Source organism: Streptomyces gottesmaniae (assembly GCF_031845845.1).
GTDB classification, from domain to species: domain Bacteria; phylum Actinomycetota; class Actinomycetes; order Streptomycetales; family Streptomycetaceae; genus Streptomyces; species Streptomyces akebiae.
In genome coordinates this window covers 1-23,701 of sequence record NZ_JAVRFJ010000020.1, presented here as the reverse complement: position 1 = coordinate 23,701, position 23,701 = coordinate 1, and the positions used below count along the sequence as shown (strand labels likewise).

18 protein-coding genes and 2 pseudogenes are annotated in these 23,701 nt (G+C 66.9%); 6 read left to right on the top strand and 14 right to left on the bottom strand.

Features of this window, described 5'->3' with window-relative positions; translation table 11 throughout:
- Positions 1-32: 32 nt before the first annotated feature.
- On the top strand, positions 33-773 hold the full coding sequence (locus RM704_RS22760) for a GntR family transcriptional regulator (RefSeq protein ID WP_033530220.1): 741 nt from the start codon (positions 33-35) through the stop codon (positions 771-773).
- A 530-nt stretch (positions 774-1,303) separates the two neighbouring features.
- Here RM704_RS22760 and RM704_RS22755 read toward each other — a convergent pair.
- The 5 genes from RM704_RS22755 to RM704_RS22730 all read right to left on the bottom strand — a co-directional run bounded on the left by RM704_RS22755 (position 1,304) and on the right by RM704_RS22730 (position 6,599).
- Positions 1,304-2,059, bottom strand: a complete 756-nt coding sequence (locus RM704_RS22755; RefSeq protein ID WP_107072396.1) for a transposase family protein — start codon at positions 2,057-2,059, stop codon at positions 1,304-1,306.
- A 625-nt stretch (positions 2,060-2,684) separates the two neighbouring features.
- Positions 2,685-3,023 (bottom strand): lipocalin-like domain-containing protein, encoded by a 339-nt coding sequence (locus tag RM704_RS22750; RefSeq protein ID WP_202808149.1) that lies wholly within the window; start codon positions 3,021-3,023, stop codon positions 2,685-2,687.
- A gap of 879 nt (positions 3,024-3,902) precedes the next feature.
- On the bottom strand, positions 3,903-4,646 hold the full coding sequence (locus tag RM704_RS22745; RefSeq protein ID WP_107072395.1) for an SDR family oxidoreductase: 744 nt from the start codon (positions 4,644-4,646) through the stop codon (positions 3,903-3,905).
- 209 nt (positions 4,647-4,855) lie between these two features.
- A complete protein-coding gene (locus RM704_RS22740) occupies positions 4,856-5,869 on the bottom strand; it encodes a zinc-binding dehydrogenase (RefSeq protein WP_033530217.1) in 1,014 nt (337 codons plus the stop codon).
- Positions 5,870-6,326: 457 nt separating this feature from the next.
- Positions 6,327-6,599 (bottom strand): MarR family transcriptional regulator, encoded by a 273-nt coding sequence (locus RM704_RS22730; RefSeq protein ID WP_311591148.1) that lies wholly within the window; start codon positions 6,597-6,599, stop codon positions 6,327-6,329.
- A gap of 355 nt (positions 6,600-6,954) precedes the next feature.
- Between RM704_RS22730 and RM704_RS22725 the strand changes: the two are divergent.
- Positions 6,955-7,554 (top strand): annotated as a pseudogene (locus RM704_RS22725) (SDR family oxidoreductase).
- A gap of 158 nt (positions 7,555-7,712) precedes the next feature.
- On the opposite strand, the gene RM704_RS22720 reads toward RM704_RS22725, so the two are convergent.
- The 7 genes from RM704_RS22720 to RM704_RS22690 form a co-directional block, all read right to left on the bottom strand.
- Positions 7,713-8,210, bottom strand: a complete 498-nt coding sequence (locus tag RM704_RS22720) for a hypothetical protein (RefSeq protein ID WP_202808147.1) — start codon at positions 8,208-8,210, stop codon at positions 7,713-7,715.
- Entirely contained in the window at positions 8,207-8,926 is a 720-nt protein-coding gene (locus tag RM704_RS22715) for a DUF6152 family protein (RefSeq protein WP_063774507.1), read from the bottom strand. Before RM704_RS22715 ends, RM704_RS22720 begins: the two co-directional genes overlap by 4 nt.
- Before the next feature lie 356 nt (positions 8,927-9,282).
- Positions 9,283-10,206, bottom strand: a complete 924-nt coding sequence (locus RM704_RS22710; protein WP_052146305.1) for an SMP-30/gluconolactonase/LRE family protein — start codon at positions 10,204-10,206, stop codon at positions 9,283-9,285.
- 45 nt (positions 10,207-10,251) lie between these two features.
- A complete protein-coding gene (locus tag RM704_RS22705) occupies positions 10,252-12,789 on the bottom strand; it encodes an ATP-binding cassette domain-containing protein (RefSeq protein ID WP_033530296.1) in 2,538 nt (845 codons plus the stop codon).
- Between the two features lie 103 nt (positions 12,790-12,892).
- Complete coding sequence (locus RM704_RS22700) at positions 12,893-14,173, bottom strand: substrate-binding domain-containing protein (RefSeq protein WP_033530216.1); 1,281 nt, start codon at positions 14,171-14,173, stop codon at positions 12,893-12,895.
- A 59-nt stretch (positions 14,174-14,232) separates the two neighbouring features.
- Complete coding sequence (locus RM704_RS22695; RefSeq protein ID WP_311591147.1) at positions 14,233-15,324, bottom strand: ABC transporter permease; 1,092 nt, start codon at positions 15,322-15,324, stop codon at positions 14,233-14,235.
- A 493-nt stretch (positions 15,325-15,817) separates the two neighbouring features.
- A complete protein-coding gene (locus tag RM704_RS22690; protein ID WP_311591102.1) occupies positions 15,818-17,167 on the bottom strand; it encodes a CoA transferase in 1,350 nt (449 codons plus the stop codon).
- A gap of 220 nt (positions 17,168-17,387) precedes the next feature.
- Here RM704_RS22690 and RM704_RS22685 point away from each other — a divergent pair, with 220 nt between their 5' ends.
- From RM704_RS22685 to RM704_RS45185, 3 genes are all read left to right on the top strand, one after another.
- Positions 17,388-18,260 carry an HTD2 family dehydratase gene (locus tag RM704_RS22685; protein WP_033530214.1) on the top strand — a complete coding sequence of 291 codons (873 nt, stop codon included), beginning with the start codon at positions 17,388-17,390 and terminating at the stop codon, positions 18,258-18,260.
- The gene (locus RM704_RS22680; RefSeq protein WP_033530213.1) at positions 18,257-19,084 is read left to right on the top strand and encodes an HpcH/HpaI aldolase/citrate lyase family protein; all 828 of its coding nucleotides are present in this window, start codon (positions 18,257-18,259) and stop codon (positions 19,082-19,084) included. Before RM704_RS22685 ends, RM704_RS22680 begins: the two co-directional genes overlap by 4 nt.
- A gap of 810 nt (positions 19,085-19,894) precedes the next feature.
- The gene (locus tag RM704_RS45185; RefSeq protein ID WP_078937311.1) at positions 19,895-20,173 is read left to right on the top strand and encodes a LuxR C-terminal-related transcriptional regulator; all 279 of its coding nucleotides are present in this window, start codon (positions 19,895-19,897) and stop codon (positions 20,171-20,173) included.
- Positions 20,174-20,426: 253 nt separating this feature from the next.
- Here the strand turns inward: RM704_RS45185 and pntB are convergent, their stop codons facing one another.
- Complete coding sequence (gene pntB / locus RM704_RS22675) at positions 20,427-21,845, bottom strand: Re/Si-specific NAD(P)(+) transhydrogenase subunit beta (protein ID WP_033530212.1); 1,419 nt, start codon at positions 21,843-21,845, stop codon at positions 20,427-20,429.
- Positions 21,846-21,851: 6 nt separating this feature from the next.
- Positions 21,852-23,405 (bottom strand): Re/Si-specific NAD(P)(+) transhydrogenase subunit alpha, encoded by a 1,554-nt coding sequence (locus RM704_RS22670; RefSeq protein WP_438828944.1) that lies wholly within the window; start codon positions 23,403-23,405, stop codon positions 21,852-21,854.
- A 177-nt stretch (positions 23,406-23,582) separates the two neighbouring features.
- Between RM704_RS22670 and RM704_RS22665 the strand changes: the two are divergent.
- Positions 23,583-23,701: pseudogene (locus RM704_RS22665) on the top strand (electron transfer flavoprotein subunit beta); the annotation flags it as partial.

The window sequence follows — 23,701 nt, the reverse complement described above, 5'->3', positions numbered from 1 at the left end:
GGGTGAAGTTGGCCAGGACTCGAAACGGAGGTGTGCCGGAGGGCAGCGAGTCGGATGCCAAGCCCCTCCTGGTACCGGCGGAGCGCCCCCGCCTCGCCGATCACGCGTACGAAGAGATACGGCGCACCATCCTGCAGGGGCTCGTGCCCATGGGGCAACGGTTGCTCGAAGTGGAGCTGTCCCGGCAACTCGGAATGAGCCGGGCCCCGCTGCGCGAGGCCATCCGCCGCCTGGTCGAAGAGGGGCTTTTGGAAGAGCGCCCGCAGAAAGGGGTGTACGTCCGCCAGATCACCCCCGACGACATCATCGACATGTACAACGCCCGCATGGCCTTCGAATCGCTCGCGGCGCGGCTCGTGATCCGCAGTGGTGTGTCCACCGCCCCCCTCAGGGAGCTCGTGGAGAAATTGGAAGGGCTCGCTGTGAGCGGCGATGAGCGGGCCGTCACTGCCGAAGGTCTGAACTTCCATCGCGCGCTGTGCGAACTCTCCGGCAATCTCGTGATCCTTGAAATGTTCGACTCCCTCGCCGCGCGTCTTCAGCTCGCCATCGCGTTGCACGACGCCGAAGTCGGCGATTCCTTCGGCATCGCGCACAGTCACGTCGAGGTACTGGAGGCCGTCGAATCCGGGGACGAGGTCGCCGCTGTCGAGGCTGTCGGCTCGCACGTCCTCACGACCGTCGGGAGCCTCGTACGGAGCATGGGTGGTGACCCGGCGCTTCTGCTTCCACCAGGCGTCTACCGGCCATCGGGACCCGCAGTCGAGGCATAGGTCCAGCCTCAGCCACGCCGTCCACCCGAGCTCGGCGCATCGGCGGGCAGTCACCAGCCGACAGCGGTCCGTCCGAGACGCCCACACCACGGGGCGTGGTGTGCAACGTCAAGCGTGCGCGAGGAGTGCGAGGTCGTCCCAGACGGGGAGAGGACGCTGGCACCACTTGGCCTTGGCGGCGTCGACGGCCGTGAGTGTGCCGTCGTCGAGCGCCCTGATGGCCTGGTCGAGGTAGACGCGGGTGACGTCGGCCTATGTTGGTCAGCACGGCCAGGAGGAAGCGACTGTGCTGGGAGTCCGCGACCGGGCGGCCCAAGGCGGTGCGCTCGGTGCAGTGGTGCAGCGTCTGCTCCAGCACCGTCTCCGTGTGCTCAAGCCGGATCGCCGAGTCTCCCTTTCGGCTGGCCACTTGCTTGCACTACCACTGGTCCCCAGAGTTGCATGGGCGGGGTGCGGGCGGTGATTCCGCCGCCTAACGAGCACGTGCACTGTAGGCGGTGAGGCGTCGAGGACTTCGTTGTGGCCTGTGTTCACGTCTGCGGTGTCGGGTCCAGGTCTGCGATCTGCTGGTGGGACAGCAGGCTGGCGACGGCCTGGACGGTGTCGCTGATGTGCTCTCGGCGACCGAGGTGTCGGGCCAGGGCCCGCCAGTTTTTCAGGAGGGCGATGCCGTGTTCGACCCGGATGCGGCGTGAGGAGTGGGCTTTGCGCTGTCGTTCGTGTATCTCCTCGTACCAGTCCGGGGCGTTCTTCTTGAACTTGCGGTGTGGTGGTGTGACCACCCGGCCACCGGTCTGTGCGCCCAGTCCCTGGTAGCCGGCATCGGCGAGGATCTCGACCGCGGGCCCGTCGGCCAGGAGCCTGACCAGCCCTAACTGGCGCGCGTGGGTGATGTCTGCGCAGCTTGCGGGACGGGCCTGGCTGCACCACAGCACGCGGCCTTGGCCGTCGGTGACGACCATGGACTTGACGGCATTCTGCTTGTTCTTGCCGGAGATGAACGTGTCCCGGTCCTTGCGTCCGGCGGCGGGCCGACGAACGCGGATCTCGGTGCCGTCGATGATGCCGGTCGTCCCGCTTGAGCCGAGGTGGTCGACGACCTCGGCCAGGGCCCGCAGTCGCACTCCGGGGCTGACCGTGCCGCCTCGCTCGGCGAGCAGGGGCCGCACCGCTCCGATGGCCCGGGTGACCGTGGAGCGGTCAACGCCGAACCAGCAGGCGAGCACGTCGTGGGTGGTGGCATGCCGGAGGTGCACGAGCGTGGCCAGGAGCCGATCGACGAACACGCATCGGTGCTTCGCACCCGCCCCCACAGCGCGCTTCCGCGGCCGGCACGCAAGCTTGGCCTGGTGCCGTTCGTGCCACAACGGGCCCAGCTCTGCGACGAGTTCAGCGGTCACGTTGGCCGACAGGCCCGTGATCCTCCGGTCGCTGATGATCGCTGCACGAGACGCGTTCCTCACCACACAACCATGATCGACGATCACAAGCTCGACGTCTCACCGCCTACAGTGCACGAGCTCGTCAGAGCCTGGGCCACGTCGCATACGCCGGTCATGCCGCGCACCGTACCGGTAGCACACGTCACATCAGCCAGCCCGACGACAGCATCACCGATGCTGACAACCCCATCCGTAACTCTTGACAATAGTTCTGTGCCCCGGACATCGACTCCGCTGAACGCGAGGATCCGCGGAAGGCGGTTTCTATCTGCGAGACGAGCTGCATCGCGAGCGGTCAGCGGTTCCTGTGAACCTGAGAGACCGGTTGGGAATCTTCCGTACATTCTCTCATCGCAGATGAACGAGAACAGAGGGAGTGCAGTAGAGCTCCCAGGCATTACAGAGTCCCCGTCAGAGAACTGACGGGGATTCATGAGTGATCGAGGCTGCCGAGCCCGAGCCTATCCGATCACACGCGCTTATAAGTGGCGCGCCAGCCTTCTGCCGGATCCGGCGGCGTCAAGACAAGAGTGTTGCCCGACACTCGGAACGCGCGCGTGAGGCTCTGCCCAATGAGGTCGCGCGCCAGTGACGACTCAACGGTCACGACGAACGTCCTGGCGGCCCTGTTGACGGTGAAAGTCCCGTAGAAAGCTTCGTACCCGTTCTTCGTGTATGGCGTGTCCGGAGCGTTGGCGTCAGGGTTCATCGCCTGCACTGACATGGTGCCGGACTTGGTGAAAACGATCTGGCCGGAGTAGGGCACGGGTTGGAGGTTTCCCTCGGTGCCGACCTCCAAAGAGGTCATACGCCACACACCAACGAGGGAACCCGTACCGCGATCAGTCGCGCTGGCCTGGGCGAAAAAGGGTACGGACACCAGGAGCGCAAGCGCCGTCGCCAGCGCTAGCCCGAGTCGGGGGAGCCTTAGTTTTGCCATCATGCTTCGTCGATCTCCTCAGCCTTCTCACAGATGATGCAAGCGGGGCAGCAAAATCCCCACCGCCGGCGGAACATGTATGCGGCGCCGGGTTCGGTCACCGCCGATCGGTGGGACGCGATTGGCCATGACCCTGGGCATGCATCATTCCGCCCGTGGGGGATTCGCTGCCCGGTCACGTCGAACAGAATCACATCGTCCACGCCGTCTCCGGAAGGGAGAGTTTCCTCCCTGGATGTTCCAATCCCCGTAAGAAAAAACCCAAAACGGGCAAAGTCCAGGTGAGGGCAAACGTCAAGATCATGCCATCGGGCGCGGCATCGACCAGGGCCCGCCTCGATGCCATGCCCATGCTGGGCGGCGCCTCCCGCCTGCGGAGAACACCAGCCGGCTCCGCCTCGCAGTGCGCTGGCCCTTGACCCGGGTGATCATGGTCAACCAGGACCGGCCGCCCCGCCCTGCCGGCCTCGCCCGACCAGCACTCTCCCGACCCTGCGAGCAACACGCCCCGCCGGGGGCCGTAGAGCTCGCGCCCGCCCGGGTAGCCGGGGCTTTCAGCTTGCCCATCGACCTCCGAAACCCAAACGGCCCGCCGGATGAACCGGCGAGCCGCCACACATGTCGAGGCTAGTTTGCCCCCACTCGAGGTCGATGCGATCCCGTACTCCAGCGGGACTGCGCTGTCTGGCTCGACAACGCTTCCGGGACGGCTTGAGGATGCCCAGTCGCCAGTCCTCTCTCGAGTGACTACCAACCGCCGTCAACCTGAATGTTCTGGCCAGAGATCAGGTCCGACATCGAAGTCGAGAGGAACACTGCCGCGTTGGCAATGTCAATGGCCTCGATTCGGCGCTTGATGCTTTGATTCTCGAGGATCCACTGGTGGTATTCTTCGCGCTTCTCACCTCGGTCCCGAAATTCGGCCTCCGAAACCACGGCACCAGGCGAGATGCCGTTCACGTTGATCAGGTATTCGCCGAGCTCGCGGGCAAGCCCCTTGACCAGCCCGTACATGGCACCCTTGGAGGCGATGTAGGGCACGTAGCCGTCCCATCGGCCGGTCAGGGTCAGCGAGGTGATGTTGACAATCTTCCCGTAACGCTTCGCCTTCATCTGCTTGGAGCAGACACGTGACAGGACGAAGGCGGCAGACGAGTTCACCCGAACCTGGTCCTCGTATTCCTGGATGGAGAACTCATCGTGCTGCTTGAAGATGACCAGCGCAGCATTGTTGACCAGCACGTCGATTCCGCCGACCTCGTCAGCCAACGCTGCCGCACTGGTCTCCAGCCCGGCCAAGTCGTTGAGATCGCAGCCAAAATAACGCACGCCCTGGGCGATGCCGTCCAGTGCCTTGTGCGGATCGGGCGCGTCCGGCCGATCCAACGCGATTACGTTGGCACCCTCTTCGGCATAGCGGGCGACCAGCGCCTGCCCAATTGTGCCGAGGGCGCCAGTGATGAGGACATTCTTTCCAGAGAGTTCGGGCACGCGACCTTCCATTCTCTTTCCCTTTCTGTACATCACGTCGAATGACGTGGCCCTGATTGAATCATCCGGACAATGCCCGATCCCCACAGCAACGCATTGGACGCCGCCGCTACGGCTCGTGCGCGCTGGATCGACCCCATTGCACGCCGCTCGATATTGCCGCTGGCAATCGTTGATCGGCGCAACCCTAGGGTTTTTTTGCAGGGTTACTACGGGGTGAAGACACCCTTGCCGGACGTCTGCTTGTCGAATAGCTCATAGGCGTCCGCGTAATCACTGAGCTTCCAGCGTTCAGTGAAGAGCGCATCTACATTGACGCCCCGTTCGACGATGAAGTTGGCGCAGGCATCCATTGCCGGGATGGACATCGTCCACGAGGTCGTTGCGGTGATCTGCTTGTATAGGTGCTCGGTGAGGTCGAAGTGGATGGTCGAACCGACGCCGACCCAGCAGGCGGCACCCCACAGGTCCAACACGTGCAGCGCGGCTTGCGCGGCGGATGACGCACCTGAGGTCTCCAAGCTCTTCGAGACGCCTCGGCCGCCCGTGACATCGCGGACGGCGTCGGCGACCGACTCCACCTCTGCGGGGTTGATCGTCCACCACGCACCGAACTCGTGCGCCCGTTTCAGGCGGGCGGGTGAGATGTCGAGGGCGACCACGCGGGCCCCCATGGCGACCGCCAGCTGGGTGGCGGCCAGTCCGACCGGGCCCTGGCCGAAGATCGCAATGGTGTCGTCGCCAGTCAGATTCAGGCGCTTGAGCGCTCCCCAAGCCGTTCCCGTGCCGCAGCTGATGGCCGCAGCGGCCAGGTACGACAAGCCCTCAGGCATGGGCAGGATCGCGCTGAACGGAACTTTGACCAGGTCAGCGTGCGATCCGTGTGCGGTGTTGCCCATGGCCACAGCTCCGTTGCGGCACATCTGCGTCCAGCCGGCGTGGCACTGGTCGCACTTGCCGCAGCCGAAGTAGTGGTGAACCATGACCGAGCGGAGGAGCCAGCTTCCGGGAACCTCCGAGCCCGCATCGACGATCACGCCGGCGGGTTCATGGCCCGCAATCTTGCCGTGCGTCCCACCCCTGGATCCGCGGAAGATGTGCAGATCGGACCCACACATGCCCGACGCCTCGATCCGCACGACGACCTCATTGGGGCCCGGTGTCGGGTCCGGAAAGGTCACCAGGTCGAGATTGCGCTCGCCTCGAAACACGATCCCTTGCATGCCGCTCCTAAGGATGCGCTGCGATCGACAGGGCCGTTCCCGACCTTGGTTAAAGATTTGCACACCGTGATTCAGTCTGACAATAGTCATGCTGTATCCAGGTTGGCAAGCCTTCTTCCGTGCTCAGCACGAGCCACCGACTCGCGCCCGCGGTCGAGACGCCGAGGTAGAGAGGACGGTGTCGTCAGTGAGCGTCCTCAACACGGTCACTGATCGGGTGACGCTGAAGGTACGCAGAACGCATGTTGACGCGTTCCGGCGAGGCTCACCCGAGAGCATCGACGGCGACCGGCAAAGCCGACGCACGACCTCACGGACTCCAACGTCTTGAGCACGTCATACGGCGATGTCCTCGCGCGCTGAGGGCCGGACATGCTCACCGCTGTGCACCGCGCGCCAGCCACCTCCGGCACGGTCGCAGTCCGCCGTAGGCGAGAGAGTCCAGTATGAGCGGCCGTCAGCAGATCTTGCCCGGCGCGGCCGGTGCCGGACGGCTGAGCGCGATGAGTTGCTGCCGGTCGGCCGCGCTCAGCCCGGCGCAGCGCTCCCCCACCCGTTCGGCGATAGCCACTTCCATCTCTTCGCCCAGAGCCGCGCCCTCTTCGGTGCGCGTGAGCCGGCTGATTCTGCGGTCGTACCGATCCGCCTCGCGACGCACCAGCCCGCGGCGGGCCAGCCGGTCCGCCATGCCAGTGATGTTGGACTTGTCGCACCCGAGCGCGCGGGCCAGTTCACCAAGGGAAGGGAAAGCGCCAATGAGCTGGCACGGCAGTTCGACCTGCTGTGCGGTCAGCTCGAACGCGCGGACACCTCCGCATAGATCGCGCTCATCTCCAGGTGCAGCGCACCCAGTACGGTCGCCAATTCCCGGCCGGTTCCGGTCACGTTGCCAGTATGGAGCAACGACAGTTGACGTCTTGTAAGGGAAGTTCGCGCGGGATCGGGCGCGCTGTCGCGCTACGGCTGGGCGCGGAGCGGATGAGCGTGGTGGTGAACTACCGCTCGGACAAGAACGCGGCCGATGATGTGGTCACGGAGATCGGCAAAGCGGGCGGTCGCAATAGACGGGGATGTGACCGTACCGGGTGCGGTCGAGGAACTGTTCGCGGGGGCAGCGGGAGTTCGGTGGACTGGATGTCCAGGTCAGTAACGTCGTGAACCGGCCGGGCACCGTCACCGACGTCACCGACGTCACCGACGTCACCGACGTCACCGACGTCACCGACGTCACCGACGTCACCGACGTCACCGACGTCACCGACAAGGATTGCGACCTCGTCTTCGGCACCACTACTCGGGCCACCTTCGTCGCGCTGCGCGAGGCGGCGCGGCGTATCCGGAACGGCGGGCGCATCATGACCATCTCCAGCGGCGCAGCGGTGATGGCCCGTGCCGGCTCGGGCGTCTGCGCGGCCAGCAAGGAAGCGTCAGACACTCTGGTCCGGGTACGGGCCCAGGAACGCGGGCCGAGGTAGGTGACGGTGAACAGCGTGCTGCCGGGCGTGACGCGAACGGACGGCTTGATGGCGGCGCCGCGGCCGGCCTGGGAACCGTGGGTGGCAGGCACGCCGCTCGACCGGCTCGCCGAGCCCGAGGACATCTCTGACATCATCGCGTTCCTGGTGTCGGACGGCGGCCGGTGGATCACCGGCCAGACCGTGCACGCGAGCGGCGGCGCGTTCTGAGCCGGCTCGGCTTCACCCTCGACGCGGAGGTGTGCACATGCAGGTCACTGACGCGGCACAGTCAGAGCGATCACCACCGAGGCACGGCGCCATCACGCCGACTTGGATGAAGCAGATGCCGAAATCCATGGCTCCTGACGGCTCCGTCCGCTGTGCGGTCAGGTGTAGGCCAGGAGCCTCCCGGCAATCGTGACACCCGACCACGACGTGAGGGAGACGACCGCGGCAAGCCGGGCGGCGACAGGCGTCGGCTGATCCATGTCCCAGTCGGCCACGCTGCGGTAGGTCCGCCGATGGAAGACCAGGATGTTCAGACCTGCGAGCAGGATGAGACCAAGCTTCCACGGAGCACTGCCACGGTCGGCGATGAGGCTCGCGCCGGGCAGGAACATTGCCACGCCGGTAACTGCCGCGATCACGAAGCCTAGGTGTGACAGGCGGAGCAGGTAGTTGGCCGCGGTCGTCACCCGCAGTGTCCGCCGACCGAGCCCGAGCAGCCGAAGATCGAATGCCGCTGCCGGCCCTATGAGGAGGGCGATGCCGATGATGTGGACGCTTTCGAGCATCGGGTACAGGTAGGCCGTGCCACGGACGGCCTCGGCGAACCAGTTGTCCTCCAGCCAGGAGAAGACATTGTCCATGCCCAGCGCCGTCACGCTCGGGGCGAGCGTCGTCGCAGGTAGAAGGCTCCACCTGCGACGACGGCGACCAGGACGCCACCGAGCGTGGCCCACACCGCGATCGGTGACGTGCCGTCGGAGTCCGCCGAGGCAGACGTGGACTCCTGGCCGGCGTCGGCGGACGGCGCGTCACCCTGCGGATACGGGACCGGAAGCGGCCTCGCCGGAAGTTCCTCGTTGAGTACCTGGTTGACAGGCTTCCCCTCTTCGTACCAGAACACGACCGGACGGAACTCGTCGTCGTGACTCTTGCCGACATAACCGACGGCTTCGATCCGCTCGCCGTCGTTGAGCTCGCGGTCGAGGCCCCACATCCCCGTGAAGCTCGGCGGCGCGATGGTGACCTCCAACTCGTCGTGAGAACCGCTGTAGGACGGTGCGGCATCGATCGGGTCGCTGTCGGCGGCGTCCCGCAGTCCCTCAGGCAGATCGCGCTCGGGGGTGTCAGCGGGGAGATCTCTGTCGACGGTCACGCTGAAGTAGGAGTGCGGCTCGCCCCAGCGGACCTGCGAGACGGTGCCCGAGATGTAGTAGAGGCGTTCGGTGTCGAAGTCGTCGAACCCGTGGTGCGCCTGCGCGGCACCCGCCGAGAACATGATGAGCGTCGTCGCGGAGACCAGTGACGCTGTCGCCAGTCTGACGCGACGGGCGCCGGTGCGAGCCACGGGTGCGGCGATCCTGATGGAGTGCATACCGAGTCGATCCTTCGGGAGGGCTTGGGGTGTGCCGCAGCCAGTGAACCTCAACAAATGCCCGGCGAAGAGGGGTCAATTTTCTCCCAGGAACAGGGAGTCCCTGCCTGAGAGGTACGTTCAGGGCGCCTTCAGTGACTGATGGCACCTTCAGTAAGAGCTTGGTCGTCAGTCCCCCGTGCGAGGTCCGAGGCTGTGGTTGGCCGGCTCGATGGCGACGCCGTGTGTTGGTGCGAGCCCGGCCAGACGCTGGAATTGACGTTGATCAGCTGTCGCCGACGTCAGGTCGGTGGCCGATCGGGCTTCCGTACGCCTGACAGCCGTCACCTGGTGCGGAGCGAAGCAGTACGACGGGACTACCTGATCTCAGCAGGCCGGCTCTCCATCGTCCCCGTTGCCATCCCCACCGACACGCGCGTCGTCAGAATCCTCGCCTCGGTCGTGATCCGGCGTTCCGGCTGATTGAAGTCGGGCGCGGCGCAGATGAACATGGTGTGGCCGTCAACTCCTCCGATAACGGATGAGAAGGGCATCATGCCGGGCATGATCTCATCGATCACCTCACCCCCTTCGCGCAGGCGCAGGAGTTTTTCGGAACAGAGGTCGGCGATCCACAGCGCACCCTCGGCATCGACGCACATGCCGTCAGGGCACACGAGGAAATCCGCTTCGGCCTCAACGAAATCCGTCGTTCTGGGCAGCGGACCGAACTCGGCCCATACCCGGTGATTGACGAGCCGCCCGTCGTCGGTCAGGTCGAAGGCGGAAATGCGGTTCCCGAAGGTTTCGTTGACGATGAAGACGTCGTCTTCGGTGAGTACGCAGCCGTTCGGGAACCAAAGGCCGGTGGCGACCTCGGTGATCCGGCCGTCCGGGTCGACCCGGTGGACAGAGCCCGGCGCCATCGGTGCCCGGTTGTCCAGGTCGAACCCGAAGTCGCCGACGTAGGCCCGGCCGTGCCGGTCGACGATGACTTCGTTGCACAAGCCGTTGACATGACCACTCAGGTCCGCGTGCACCACCATGCTGCCGTCGGTCTCGCGACGCAACAACGTGCGATCTTGCATCGAGGCCACGAGCAGTCTGCCGTCCGGCAGCCAGGCCAGTCCGGACGGCTGCCCGGGAACGATCGCCTCGACGCGAAGGTCGGAGCCGTCTTCCCTGGCCGACATGACGCTGCATGTGTGCAGCTCCGAGAACCAGACCCGGTTCTCGTGCCAGCGGGGCGCCTCCACGAAGGTGCGATCGGGGATCAGCGTGTTGATCTCGTAGGTCACCATGGTTCTCCAGTGCACGTTGTTCTCCAGTGTGAGCCGGTTGAGCTCTCAGGCAGCGCGGACGCCGCGGTTGCGGGCGCGCTCGAGCGACGCATAGGCCCCGACGGCCACCAGCAGAATGCCGCCGTAGAGGATCTGCTGCCAGGCATCCGGGATGTGCAGCAGTGGTGTGACGTTGTTCAGCAGGCCCAGGAACAGCGCCCCGAGCATGGCGCCGACGAACGAGCCGCGGCCACCGCTGAGCACCGCTCCGCCGAGGAACACGGCGGCGAAGCAGGGAAGGGTGTATCCGGCGCCCACCGCGTTCGACCCCAAACCGGTCTGGCTGGCGAGGAAGACGCCACCGATCACGGCGCCGAGGGCGCAGAGGATGAGGCTGAGCACCCGTACCCGGACGACGCGTGTCCCCACGCGACGAGCCGACTCACCGTGGAATCCCACAGCGCGCAGGGCGAGCCCGCTGCGGCTTCGACGGAGCCAGAACTCCGTGGCGACCGCGATGACCACCAGGATGATGAACGCGGCCGGAACGAATCCGATGCCCTGAGCGACGAGTGCGACGAATTCCGGGGCGATCGCGCCATCGGGTTGCGGGCGCAGGACGATCGCGATGCCCTGCACGATGCCCATGGTCGCCACCGTCGCGATGATCGGGGTCACTTTGAGGACTTCGATCAGTAGGACGTTGAAAAGGCCGATCGCCAGGACTTCCACTGTCAGCAGACCCAGGGTGGCGAGAACCGATGATGCCCCGAGATCGGGCAGAGTCATGGACACGAGAACGACTGTCAGGCTCATCGTCGAACCGATGGAGATGTCGAGCAGGCCGGTGCACATCACGAACTGTTGACCGATCGCGACGAAGGCCAACGGCAACGTGAGGATCAGCAGGTTCGCCAGGTTCGTCTTCGTCCAGAACACGTCGGACTGCGTGCCGGTGTAGAGCGCGACCATGGTGATCAGCAGCAGGAGGATGGCGATGGGCAGATGCGCGGAGACACGGCCGACCAGCCGGCGTATCAGTCCCTGACCCTGGACCAGGGCGGGTCCCTGTTCTTCGGCCACATCGGTCGCGCTGACGAAGCCGCGCACGATCTCGGTCTCGGAGGTCGGCCCGCCGAGCTCCTGGACGACGCGTCCGCGCGACATGACGTACACGCGATCGCAGAGCCCCGCGAGTTCAGCCGAGTCGGAGGAGTTCACAAGGACCGCGATGCCCTCGTCGGCAGCGGACGCGAGGACGCGGTAGATGTCCATACGGGCCCGTGCGTCGACACCCTGAGTGGGCTCGTCGACGATGAGCACCTTCGGCTGACGCAGCGCGGGCCGGGCGAGCACGGACTTCTGCTGGTTGCCGCCCGACAACCCGCTGACGGGTTGATACGGCGACGCCGCGACGATGCCCAGATCCCGTTTCGCCTGCCGGAAGGCAGGCAGCAACCGTCGACCGAGCGACAATCCGGCCGGCCCGGCATCGGGGCCGAGCTGGATCGTGGCGTTGTCCATGACCGACATCGACTCGAAGACGGATTCGGCCGCCCGGTCGCCGCTCTGGAAGCTGATGCCGGCGTCGAGCGCGGTCGCGGGCGTGACGCGGCGCATCTTCTTGTCGTCGACGCTGCTTGTTCCGCCAGTCCGGTCGATGCCGATGATGCCGCGCAGCAGCGCTCGCTGGCCGTTGCCCTCGGCCCCGGCGACACCGACGATCTCGCCCGCACGCACGTGGATCGACACTGGTCCGAACCCACGACCGGAAAGCTCTTGGACGTCCAGCCGGACAGGCGACGAGGACGGCCGTGTACGTGTGGGGAACTCGAGTTCGGTCGGTGCGCCGACCATGAGCTCGACGATCTCGTCGACGTCCCAGTCCCGCGATGCGTGGGTGCCCTGGATGACTCCGTCGCGCAGCACCGTGACACGGTCGGCGAGGCGCTTGACCTCGGCCAGTCGGTGGCTCACGTACACGATGGCGGTGCCCTCGTCGCGGGCCTGCTTGATCAGATCGCTGAGCTGCTCGGCCAGACGCATGTCGAGCGCGGCGGTGGGTTCGTCGAGCATCAGTACGCGGGGGCGGTGGGCCATCGCTCTCGCCACTTCGAGCAGCTGGCGGGCGCCCGGGCCGAGAGCGGAGACCAGGTCCGTGGGCTTGAACGGGAGGTGGAACCGGGCGAGCATTTCGTCCAGGTCGGACGGCCTCGACTCGCCGACGGCGTTGAAGCTGAGGGTGATGTTGTCGGCCACGCTCAACTCGGGAACCAGTGAAGTGTCCTGGTAGGCGGTGATGAGTCCCAGGCGCCGGGCCCGCTGCACTCCGCCGGCACCGAGTTCCTCGCCGCCGATGAGGACAGTGCCCTCGTCCCCGCCCAGAACACCCGACGCGATCTTGATCAGCGTCGACTTCCCGGAGCCGTTCTCCCCGACCAGGGCGTGGACTTCGCCCGGGCGGCAGTCGAAGTCGACGTCGGACAATGCCCGAACGCCGGGAAACGACTTCGTGACCCCGGTGAGGGTGACGGCGGGGACGCTGCGCTGAACGTCCGTAGTGCCGGGGGTCCTGTCCTCGGCGAGATCGTCTGTACGCGGCATGATCTTCTCCATCAAGGATTCCTCCGCTGGCTGATTCGATGCTTCGGTGCTGGCCGGGCCGGGCCTCGCCCGGTCCGGCCAGCACCGCCAGGTCGTTCAGGAATCACGAACCTGCCGCGAGAACAGCGGCCGCCTGCTTGGCATTGAAGAGGGTGGGCACCGGTGCGTTCGCCGGCATCGCCGGGTCGTAGGTCGGCATCACCTCGCTGATGTCCACCATCGGGTACGGGATCGACACCTCGTGGTCGACCTTCTGGCCCTGCTTGGCCATGATCCCGGCGGTGACACCGATGCGGCCGTACCACACACGGCTGTTGGCGACGAACGCCGTCGCCTTGACGCCGTCCTCCTGTGCCTCCTTGAACTGCTTGAGGAAGGCGTAGTTCACGACGTCCGACATCAGAATCGGCGGCGTGCGGTCGGCCTTGAGGTACGGGGCCAAGAAGTATTCCAGGGTGTAGTCGTAGGCCACCGCCTCCGGGTCCCTGCCGGAGGCGAACAGCGAATTACCCGCCTGCGTCATGCCCTGGGGTGTCCACTGGGTGAATCCCTCGATCGACTTGCGCCAGTCCGCGTCCTTCAGGCCCTTCTCAAGGCACGGCTGCCATGCCGCCGCGCTGGCGTTGCCGGGGACACCGGTGTAGAGACCGTAGCTGCCGGGCTTGCCGACCATCTGTGCCACTTGCTTCGCACCGTCGGTGTAGGCACCGCAGAGGTCGGCGGGCGCGTAGACGTCCACCGCCTTGGCGACCGCGTCCGGAACCGGTGTCTCCACCTGGACAACGGTGATGCCGGCCGCCTTGGCCTGCTGCACCACGGGCAGCACGGCGGCTCCCCAGATCGTGTCCATCACGATGATGTCGGGCCGCTGGGCGATCATGCTCTTGAAGTTGGCCAGGTAGCTGGCGACATCGGACCCCAGGCTGTAGATGACCCTCGAGACCTGACCCGAGGAGATCGCCTGGGCGGTGAGTTCGGCGCGGAAGGTCTGACGCCACGGGTTGATGTTGTCGTTGGGGAAGCCGATCGTGAGCGAGCCGGTGCCGGTCTCACAGACGTTCTTCGTCAGACACTCCTGGAGCTTGGACTCCATCTTGGGCGTGAACTTGACGGCGGCCGTCTTCATGGCCTCCTGGACCACCGGGTCCATGGTTTCGAGCGCGATGTCCTTCAGGAACATGCGCTTGATGGTCGTGGCGACTGCCTTCTCGTCGACCGGCGCGGAGGACCCGGGGGACGCGTCCGTCGAGCCCGCGTTGTCAGCGGAGTTGCTCGCTGTCGTGCTGGAACAGGCGGTCAGCGCGAGTATCGCGGCGACGGCGGTGATGGTGAGCCTTTGGCGGGTCTTACGACTACGCACGCAGGCCTGCTTGCCCATCGTCATTGATGTGCTCCTCTCGGCATGGCAGGTAACGGAGATGCGGCGGATGGCACTGCTTGGCGTCAGCCGCCGGCAACGGGGCGTCCGGCCTTCTTGAAGCCACGCCTGAAGCTCGAGGCGCCGTACTGGCCAAGGGTGATGGCAGCGACGGCGACCACGAGGGCAAGTCCTTGGATCACCACGCGCGCCCCGGCCGAAAGGCCCATGATGGAGAGCGCCTGGTCGAGAAACTGCAGGAAGATTGCGGCGATCACGACGCTGGCGACGCTCGCCGGTCCTCCAGTGAAGATCACTCCCGCGATGCCCGCCGCCGTGATCGTGGCCATTTGGTACGGCGCGCCCGCGTAGACGTCCGGCGTCCCTATGTACCCGGCGAGCAGCACGCCCGCGATGCCGTACAACAGTCCGGCAAGGGCGTACGTCGACAGTTCGACCGCGGTGACCCGGATTCCGAGTGCCCGAGCCGACCGCCCATTGGCGCCGACGGCTGCGATACGGCGGCCGAAACGGGTCTTGGTCAGGACCGCGCCGATTGTCACGGCCACCCCCAGCGCGAACAGGAAGCCGACATTGACGCCGAAGAACGTCTTCTGCGCCAATTCCTGGAGGGACTGTGGCGCCTGCCCGGAAACGGACAGCGACACGCTCGTCCACAACGTGATCCCGCCGGAGATCATGCCGAACGTCGCCAGGGTCACGATCAGCGCGTTGAGCCGGAAAACGGCGATGAGCACTCCGTTGACCAGACTGAAGACGACCGGGACCACCAACGCGAAGGCGATCACCGTCGGCACGCTCGCCCCTGGGCCGCCGTAGTGGACGATCATGCCGGCCGCCACGGACATGATGGCCGAGACCGACAGATCGATCGATCCCAGCATGATGATCAGCATCTGCCCGATCGCGGCGATCGCCAGCACACCGGCGAGCGCGGTGACCATTTCGAGCGACGCGCTACTGAGGGTGCGCGGTGCCGCGAAGAGCACCACCGCAGCGAGCATCAGGAACGCGGCCCAGCTTGCCCGGTAGCGAGCGGGCCAGCGATATTTCAAGTCTGTGAGCCGGCCCGCACGCTCAGCCGCAGCGGCTGCTGCGGCATCGGCAGAGGGGGCGTCCACAGCCACCCTCGGCAGATCCCAGCGCGTTACCTTCATCAGCACACCGCCTCATTGCAGAGCGCCTGGCCCAACTTCTACCAAGCGAGCTAATGTCAGACTGCATTCAAAGCTACGTAACAACTGTCCGTCAAGAGGCCTGACGATGCCATTCGGGTCCGTTGCCACCTCGTGATGGGAGCGCCCTTCTCGCCCTCACCGCCGACCGCCGCGTCGTCGCGACTGCCGCAGGAGTGCCGTGCCACCGGCAGTCCGAACAGCGGCCGAGTCGCCGGCCTCCTGCCGGATCGAGAACGTGAGGAAGTCGCGGCGTACGTCGATGACGGGCATCGAAAGATGAAGCTGCCCCTGCCACGACCGTCACGGGTCCTCTGCCCACCATGCCAGCCGCACCTCGTCGCTTCGGCGGGTCGGTCAAGGCCGAGAAGACGACAAGGGCCAGCCCTTCTACCGGCACACACCGCAGAGTGCCGTGTGGCGTGACCCAGCCCTACCATCGGCGTCGCCACCGATGTGCGAGTTCCGGGGGCACTCACATCCGCGCGGGCAGACTGCGTTGTCGCGGCGAATCCTGGGGAAGCTCCGGGCCGGACGGCCGTCGACTCCGCCGGCTGCCGTCGCCGCTCACCCGGACGACACCAGCGTCCTGCAGTCGGCCGATCTCACCGCTCGAGAGGCCGAGGAGGTCGGACAGCACGTCTTCGGTGTGTTCGCCAAGGCGTGGCGCCGGCACGGGGGGAGCCCCGGTTCCGGCCCACCGCAGCGGTCGACCGGTGGCCAGTAGAGGGCCGATTCCCGGTTGGTCCACCTCCGCCGCCACCGACGTCTCGTCAGCGCGTGCGGCGCGAGCCGCTTCGGCCATGTCCAGGTACGGACTCCACAGGACCTTCGCGCGCTCCAGCAGTTCGCGCACCGCGCCGAAGTCCCGCTGGGCGAACCATGGTCTCAGTACGGCGGCGATCGTCTCGCGCAGGCGGTACCTGTCGCCCTCCTGGCTCAGGTCCGCACCCAGGGCCTGCTCCAGCGCGGCGAAGACGGCGCCCGTCTCGGTGACGTCGCGCAGTGCGCGCCATTGCCCCTCGGTCAGGGCGACCACCATCAGCCGACGACCGTCCGAGGTCTCGAAGTCCACGCCGAAGGAGCCGTACATGTGGTTCCCCTGCCGGACCCGCGGACCGCCCCTCATCTCCGCTTCCGCCAGCCATCCCATGTTGCCGACGCCGGCCAACGCCACGTCTGCCAGCGCGAGTTCGAGCCGGGCTCCCTCCCCCTCACGCTCACGATGGAGGACAGCGGCCAGGATTCCCGAGGCCACGACCATTCCGGACAGCAGGTCCCAGGCGGGCAGTACGTGGTTGACCGGCTGTTCCACGCCCTCGGGGCCGGTCATCTGCGGTACTCCCACTTCCGCGTTGATCGTGTAGTCGACGGCCGGGGACCCGTCGCTCCTGCCCTGCAGATGGACGTGGATGACGTCCTCGCGCCGCGCACGCAGTTCGTCGTACGTCAGCCGGTGTCGGCCGACCATGTTGTCCAGGAAGATCCCCGCCCCGCGTCCGGGCGCCGCGGCGAGGGCGAGCAGCAGTTCCCGTCCCTGCTCAGTGCGGTGGTCGATGGCCACGGACCGCTTGCCCTTGTTGAGGCCGGCCCAGAACAGACTGTCCCCGGTGGAGGAGAGCGGCCAACGAAGGAAGTCGCTTCCGCCGCCCGGAGGGTCGACCCGGATGACGTCCGCCCCGAGTTGGGCGAGAGCCAGTCCGGCCGAGGGTCCGGCCACGAAGGAAGCACCTTCGACGATGCGCAGACCGTCGAGTGGCTGGGGTGATGGTGTCAACGTGCTTCCCTTCTGCGGAACGGCGCACTGCGGGTGCTTCCACGGCACACAAGAACCGCTGGATACCCACGGCCAGAGGGAACCGGCCAAGAGAAATCAACCGCCCTGCTGCCAGGCCGGGGCAGGCATTGTCACGTGCGTCCGCAAGTGCCTCTCTATTGACAATTCTGCAATTGTCTTACAATCATGGCAAGGTCGTCAGCCGCCGGGCCGGGCCCACCAGCGGCGCGGCCCCCACGCACACCCCACCGCTCCCAAGGACGGACCGATGCAGCTCAGTACGAGTCCTCTCCAAGCGCACGTGGAGTCATGGAAGCCGGGCTCGGTCACCTGCGAGGACCCGCTGCTCCCCGGACCCGTCGCGGCGCTGTCGGCGCTGCTCGACAGAGCCGAACCCATCGCGGACTCCGGGGCTCCTCTTCCGGCACTGTGGCACTGGCTCTATTTTCTGGACTGGCCCGCCCAGCGCGATCTCGGGCCCGACGGCCACCCGGCTCACGGCCAATTCCTGCCTCCCGTCCCCGACCGGAAGCGGATGTTCGCCGGAGGGCGCTGCACAGTCTCCGAACCCCTGCGTCTCGGCGAGGCGGCCGAGAGGATCAGCAGCGTAGAGAGCGTCGAGGTCAAACACGGCAGAACCGGTGAACTGCTCTTCGTGACCCAGCGCCACGAGTACCGGCAGCGGGGCCGGACCTGTCTCGTCGAGGAACAGGACATCGTCTACCGGTCCGGACGCGGCCTCACCCGGAGTGCTCCCCCGGCGCTCGAAGCGTCGTCGGAACCCAAGGCCGATGACGCGTGGCAGCTCTCACTGCGGCCGGACCCACCCCTGCTGTTCCGCTTCAGCGCGCTCACCTCCAATGCCCACCGCATCCACTACGACCTGCCCTACGCCCGGGACGAGGAGGGCTATCCGGGGCTGGTGGTCCACGGCCCTCTTCTGGTGCTGCTCATGATGGATCTCGTCCGCCGCAACGCCCCGGCCCGCCAGGTGCGGTCCGTGGCCTACCGCCTACGCAGTCCAGTCTTCGCGGGCGAGCGCCTGCTCGCCGCCGGCACTCCGGTGGGCGGCCGGACCGAGCTGCGTATCGCCTCTGGCCGAGAGGCACGGCACGCCGGCGCCGAGGTGGCCTTCGCATGACGCGCGGCAGCACATACGTCTCGTCGGCTCGTAGCTGGCTCTTCGTTCCCGGACACCGGCCGGACCGCTTCGCCAAGGCCGCCGCCTCCGGTGCGGACCTGGTGATCATCGACCTCGAGGACGCCGTCGCGGCTGAGGACAAGGCGCAGGCCCGTGCAAACGCCGCCACCTGGCTGGCTCAGGGGAACGAAGCGGTCGTCCGGATCAACCCGCCGGGAACGCCGTGGTTCCAGTCCGACCTGGCGCAGGCGGCCCGCCATGGCTGCCCGGTCATGGTGCCCAAGGCGGAGGATCCCACCGTACTCACGGAGGTCGCCGCCCGGGTCGCCGGGCGCTGCGAGCTCGTTCCGCTCATCGAGACGGCAGCGGGCGTGGAGCGGGCATGGGAGGTGTGCGCCACCGTGGGCGTCGCCCGTGCGGCCTTCGGCAACGTCGACCTCGCTGGGCAACTCGGTGTCGCCTGGGACGACCATGCCGCCCTCGCGTACGCGCGTTCCAAGCTCGTCTCGGCCTCGGCCGCAGCCGGCATCTGCCCACCGGTCGACGGAGTCACCACCGCGGTGAAGGACGCCGAGATCCTGCGCGCGGACATCATGCACGCGCGCCGTCTGGGCTTTACCGGGAAACTCTGCATCCACCCGGCCCAAGTCGAGGGAGTCAGCCGGGGATTCGCCCCGTCGGAGGCCGAGTTGGAGTGGGCGCGCACCGTCGCCGCCGCAGGGGACTCCGTCACCGCGGTCGACGGCCGGATGGTCGACAAGCCCGTCCTGGAGAGAGCCAGGCGGCTTCTGGGCCAGACCCACGACTCACACCCCGTGCCCTGATCAAAGGGCTTCCGGTCTTCGCCCCGCACCGCGAGGCCCGGAACGCCGGGAGCGATGGTGTGAGCCGGAGGCAGGTGGTGATTGAGGGTGACCACCTGCCTCCGGAACCACACTCTGACGCTTGTCACCGCATCGCGAAGGTGTTCGGCGGAGCGTCGTCGACCGCCAAGATCGGCGCACTACCGAGGGCACCCCCAGGAAGCCATCTCCCGGTACGAGGAGGCGTGGGCCGCCCTGTCGACGCCGGGGGACGAGCGTGAGGCGACCTCCTGGCCGCTGGCGCTGGTCTGCCTCCAGGCATACGCCCAGGATCCCTGTGCCGCAGAGACGGGCAGGCAGGTCATCGCCGCCTTCGAGGTGAACGGGGAGCGCTGGGGCCGTGCCCAGGTACTGATAGCACTGGGCCACCACGCCTGGGCCCGCGGTGACCGGGAGGCGGCCAGGCACTGGTACGGTCCGCACTCGAAAGCATGCGAGGCTTCGACGACCACGCGATGGTCGCGCGGATGCTGGAACTGCTCGCCTGGGCCACCGGCTCCGCTGGGCTCACGGGCGGGCGGCCAGGCTGCTGGGCGCTGCCGGCGCCGGCCGGCACCTCCGTCTCCGCGTTCGGCCCGCGCATGGCCGAATACCACACACGCAGCGAGGGCGCGGCCGAACGCGCTCTGGGGTCGGAGGCGTACGAGAAGGCCGTCGCGGAAGGCGGACGCCACGACAGCCCCGCCCGGCCATCGGGTACGCCTTGGATCCCGCCGCCGAGCCAGCCGCGCCGACCACTGAAAATGCCCCCTCACCCGCCGGGAACACGAAATGGCAGCGCCCGTCGCCGAGGGAATGAGCAACCGGCAGATCGCCTCCACGCTTGGGCTGTCTCCGCGCGCCGCCGACCGTCATGTTCAAAACATCCTGGGCGAGCTCTGTCTTGGATCCCGGGCCCAGATCTCGGGCCACGGCGGAGCCAGAAAGGTGCAACCCCTTCCGGCCCCGCCGGGCTCCCTTGGAAGACGCGACGGCCGATCACGTCGGCCACGAGAAGCACGATCCCTCCGGGAAGAGCAACGGCAACAGCCGCAGCGACACCTCGCCTAGATCGCGCCGACCGACGTCGGCCCGGTCGAGGCCAGGGTGCCCCAGGACGTGGCCCTGACCTTCGAGCCGCAATTCGTCAACCAAGGTCGGCAACGCTCACTGCTGCCGTGGAAGAATTCCTTGTGACATCAGGGTGGCGCCGAGCCCTCGCGCCTACGGCACCGGTCAAACCGGGCCTGGCGGTACGGCGGGTTGGTCGAGGGGGCTCGGGCAGGACGTGCACCTCCGTGGCGGCAGCTCTGCCGGGTGCCCGTCAGAGTGCGCGGAGGATGTCCTCGACACTTTCCTTGGCGTCGCCGAACAGCATCGCTGAGTTCTCCCGGAAGAACAGCGGGTTCTGTACGCCGGCGTAGCCGGAGGCCATGGAGCGCTTGAAGACCACGACATTGTCGGCCTCCCAGACCCGCAGCACCGGCATACCGGCGATCGGGCTGCCGGGGTCGTCCATCGCCGACGGGTTGACGGTGTCGTTCGCGCCGATGACGAGTACCACAGACGTGCCGTCGAAGTCGTCGTTGATCTCGTCCATCTCCAGCACGACGTCATAGGGCACTCTGGCCTCGGCAAGCAACACGTTCATGTGGCCGGGGAGCCGTCCGGCGACCGGATGGATCCCGAAGCGAACGTCCTTGCCCTTCTCTCTCAGGGCGCGGGTCAGTTCGGCCACACCGTGCTGCGCCTGCGCGACGGCCATGCCATAACCGGGGGTGACGACCACCGAGTCGGCGCCTGTGAGCATCTCCGCGACGCCTTCGGCACTGATCTCGCGGTGCTCGCCGTAGTCCTGATCACCACCCGGGCCCGTCTCGATCCCGAAGCCGCCGGCGATGACAGAGACGAAGGACCGGTTCATCGCCTTGCACATGATGTAGGACAGGTACGCGCCGGAGGAACCGACCAGGGCGCCCGTGATGATCAGCAGGTCGTTCTCCAGGAGGAATCCCGACGCGGCCGCGGCCCAGCCGGAGTAGCTGTTCAGCATGGACACTACGACCGGCATGTCACCGCCGCCGATCGAGGCCACCAGGTGCCAGCCGAGCAGCAGCGCGATCGTGGTGACCACCACCAGGAGCCAGAGGCTCGGCTCGATCACAAACCACGTGGTCAACACGGCGAACACGAGGAGGGCACCGACGTTGAGAGCGTTCTTGCCCGGCAGCGTCAGCGGCGCGGACTTCATCCGTGCGGACAGCTTGAGGTAGGCCACAACGGAACCGGTGAACGTCACCGCACCGATGAACACGCCGATGAACACCTCGGCGTGGTGGATTCCCAGGGTGTCCGCGGCACGCAGCGCCTGCGCTCCGCCGCTGTCGGGGTCCGCCTCGACGTGGAGGTATCCGTTCCAGCCGACCATGACCGCGGCCAGCCCCACGAAGCTGTGCAGGAGCGCGATCAGCTCCGGCATGCCCGTCATCTCCACCGCCTTGGCACGTCGGAGCCCGATGAGGGCGCCGACGGCAGTGGCGCCGATCAGCAGGCCCAGGCCAGAGTTCTCCAGGCCGTGGTCGATGGCCAGCGCTACCGTCGCACTCAGCGCCAACGCCATGCCGACGATGCCGAAAGTGTTGCCGGCCTTGGCGGTTTCGTGCCTCGACAGGCCCGCCAGAGCCAGGATGAACAACAGTGCCGAGACGATGTATGCCGCCTGTGCGGCGGTGTGGACAGCCATGCGGAGTCAGCTCCTGGAGAACATGGCGAGCATGCGCCGGGTGACGGCGAACCCACCGAAGATGTTGATGGCGGCGAGCAGGATCGCGACGGACGAGACAGCCGTGATCGCCGTGTCGCCGTGGCCGATCTGCAGCAGCGCCCCGACCACGATGACGCCCGAGATGGCGTTGGTCACCGACATGAGCGGAGTGTGGAGGGCGTGGTGGACATGCCCGATCACGTAGTAGCCGACCACGATTGCGAGAGCGAAGACGGTCAGGTGGCCCTGCAGTGCGTGCGGCGACAGCGCGACGGTCAGGAACAGCAGTGCACCGGCCACAGCGATCGCCGTGTATCGCTTTGCGGGTGACATGACTCGCGGCGCCGCGCTGTCCGCCCGCCCAGCCGTCACGACGGGCGCCGTCTTCGGTGTCGCCGACACCTGCACCGGCGGCGGTGGCCAGGTCAGCTCCCCCTTGCGCACGACGGTCATCGAACGCTGCACGACGTCGTCGAAGTCCAGGACCAGTGTGCCGTCCTTGTCCGGCGTCAGCAGCTTCATAAGGTTGACCAGGTTGGTTCCGTACAACTGGGAGGCCTGGGCGGGAAGCCGACCCGCCAGGTCGGTGTAGCCGATGATGGTCACCCCATTGGCAGTGACCACCTTCTCCCCCGCGACGGAGCCCTCCACATTGCCGCCGTTCGACGCGGCCATGTCCACGATCACGCTGCCCGGCTTCATGTCGGCCACCATCTCGGCGGTGATCAGTCGCGGCGCCGACCTCCCCGGGATGAGAGCGGTGGTGATGATGATGTCGACGTCCTGGCACTGCCGGGCGTACAACTCCACCTCGCGCGCCTTGTAGGCGTCCCCCATCTCCTTGGCGTATCCGGTCGCGCTGACCTCCGCTTCACGGGACTCGATCGCCAGGTACTCGCCGCCGAGCGACCTGACCTGGTCGGCCACCTCCGGGCGCGGGTCGGTGGCACGCACCACCGCGCCCAGACTGCCCGCAGCGCCGATCGCCGCGAGGCCGGCGACACCGGCACCGGCGATCAGCACCTTGGCCGGAGGTACCTTGCCCGCAGCCGTGACCTGACCGGTGAAGAACCGGCCGAACTCATGGGCTGCCTCGACCACGGCCCGGTAGCCGGCGATGTTGGCCATCGAGGACAGCACATCGAGCGACTGGGCCCGTGAGATTCGCGGTACGGCGTCCATGGCGAGCACGGTGACCGGCCGCCCGGCCAGGTCCTCCGCCCGGTCGGGCTTCCCCGCCAGGCCCAACTGACAGACGAGCGTGGCGCCTTCGCGCAACCCGTCCAGCTGTTGCGCCGACGGCGGGTTCACTCCGAACACGATGTCGGCCGCCAGGGCATCACCGATGGTGGCGCCCGCCTCGATGTACGCCTTGTCGGGAAAGCTGGATGCCGCACCCGCGCCCGGCTCGACCACCACCTGGTAGCCGAGCTTCAGCAGTTGCGCGGCGGTCGTAGGCGTGGCCGCGACCCGCGTCTCGCCCGGTTTGGACTCCTTCACCACGCCGATGAGCACGGCGTCCTCCTTCACGTCCGGCACGCCAGGTACCGAGGCATCCACAGGCGTTGACGTGCAGTCGCCCAGCCATGGCCGATGCTTCGGTCCGTTGAGGTGCCTCAAGGGCAGTCAGTATTGATCTGACAAGAATTTAAATGTCATACTCTTCTCACCTTGTCAATAAAGCGTGACGTAGGGATCACTTGCAAAGGAGCCGGCGTGAGCTTGAGGATCGTTGTCACTGTGAAGTACGTGCCCGACGCCACTGGCGACCGGCATTTCGCCGATGACCTGACCGTCGACCGTGACGACGTGGACGGTCTGCTCTCCGAGCTCGA

Excerpts from the sequence above, each read along its gene's own strand:
- RM704_RS45185 (WP_078937311.1), top strand. The coding sequence starts at position 19,895 with ATGGCAGCGCCCGTCGCCGAGGGAATGAGCAACCGGCAGATCGCCTCC.
- RM704_RS22750 (WP_202808149.1), bottom strand. The coding sequence starts at position 3,023 with ATGACCTCTTTGGAGGTCGGCACCGAGGGAAACCTCCAACCCGTGCCC.
- pntB (WP_033530212.1), bottom strand. The coding sequence starts at position 21,845 with ATGGCTGTCCACACCGCCGCACAGGCGGCATACATCGTCTCGGCACTG.
- RM704_RS22695 (WP_311591147.1), bottom strand. The coding sequence starts at position 15,324 with ATGAAGGTAACGCGCTGGGATCTGCCGAGGGTGGCTGTGGACGCCCCC.
- RM704_RS22715 (WP_063774507.1), bottom strand. The coding sequence starts at position 8,926 with ATGCACTCCATCAGGATCGCCGCACCCGTGGCTCGCACCGGCGCCCGT.
- RM704_RS22700 (WP_033530216.1), bottom strand. The coding sequence starts at position 14,173 with ATGACGATGGGCAAGCAGGCCTGCGTGCGTAGTCGTAAGACCCGCCAA.
- RM704_RS22710 (WP_052146305.1), bottom strand. The coding sequence starts at position 10,206 with ATGGTGACCTACGAGATCAACACGCTGATCCCCGATCGCACCTTCGTG.
- RM704_RS22705 (WP_033530296.1), bottom strand. The coding sequence starts at position 12,789 with ATGCCGCGTACAGACGATCTCGCCGAGGACAGGACCCCCGGCACTACG.
- RM704_RS22680 (WP_033530213.1), top strand. The coding sequence starts at position 18,257 with ATGACGCGCGGCAGCACATACGTCTCGTCGGCTCGTAGCTGGCTCTTC.
- RM704_RS22685 (WP_033530214.1), top strand. The coding sequence starts at position 17,388 with ATGCAGCTCAGTACGAGTCCTCTCCAAGCGCACGTGGAGTCATGGAAG.
- RM704_RS22740 (WP_033530217.1), bottom strand. The coding sequence starts at position 5,869 with ATGCAAGGGATCGTGTTTCGAGGCGAGCGCAATCTCGACCTGGTGACC.